This is a genomic window from Kitasatospora sp. MBT66, assembly GCF_000710405.2.
GTDB classification, from domain to species: Bacteria; Actinomycetota; Actinomycetes; order Streptomycetales; family Streptomycetaceae; genus Kitasatospora; species Kitasatospora purpeofusca.
This window is the reverse complement of the sequence record NZ_JAIY01000006.1, coordinates 343,916-344,660: the sequence shown is the minus strand read 5'-3', so window position 1 is coordinate 344,660 and position 745 is coordinate 343,916. Positions and strand designations below refer to the sequence as shown.

Below are 745 nucleotides of genomic sequence, written 5' to 3'. Positions count from 1 at the left end.
ACCGCGATGACCGCCGTGACGGACATCCTGGAGGACGAGGCGGAGTCGCTGGACCCGATGATCGAACCGGCCGTGCGGCTGGTGGTCAGCGAGACCCGGCGGCTCTCCGACCTGGTGGAGAACCTCATGGAGGTGACCCGCTTCGACGCCGGCACCGCCAAGCTCGTCGCCGACGAGGTGGACATCGCCGACCTGATCATGTCCTGCATCGACGGCCGGGCCTGGTACGACGCGGTGGAGCTGGACGCGCCGCGCGGCATCCTGGCGGTGGTCGATCCGCGCCGGCTGGACGTCGTCTTCGCCAACCTGATCGGCAACGCGCTCAAGCACGGCGGTTCGCCGGTGCGGGTGCGGGTGCGCGAGGAGGGGGACACGGTGGTGGTCGCGGTGTCGGACAGCGGTCCCGGTATCCCGGAGGACGTGCTGCCGCACGTCTTCGACCGCTTCTACAAGGCCGACAAGGGGCGGGCGCGTTCGGAGGGCAGCGGTCTGGGCCTGTCCATCGCGATGGCCAACGCGCAGATCCACGGGGGGTCCATCACGGCCGCGAACGGCGAGGTGGGGGCGGTGTTCACGCTGACCCTCCCGCTGACCCCGCCGCCGCCCGCCGACGACACCGCCGAGGAGAGTGCCCGGTGACCCGAGGAACGAGCCCGCTGCGGCGCCCGTTGACCGCCGCCGCGCTGGTGGGGCTGGCCGTGCTGGCCGGCGGCTGCGGCATCCGTCCGACGGCGGTCCCGGTCGA

Annotated in this window: 1 protein-coding gene; it reads left to right on the top strand. The window is 72.6% G+C overall.

What is annotated here, in order from left to right; all coding sequences use genetic code 11:
- A partial coding sequence (locus tag BI06_RS53535) for a cell wall metabolism sensor histidine kinase WalK (protein WP_043469508.1) occupies window positions 1-639 on the top strand: 639 nt, incomplete at its 5' end.
- Window positions 640-745: the final 106 nt, after the last annotated feature.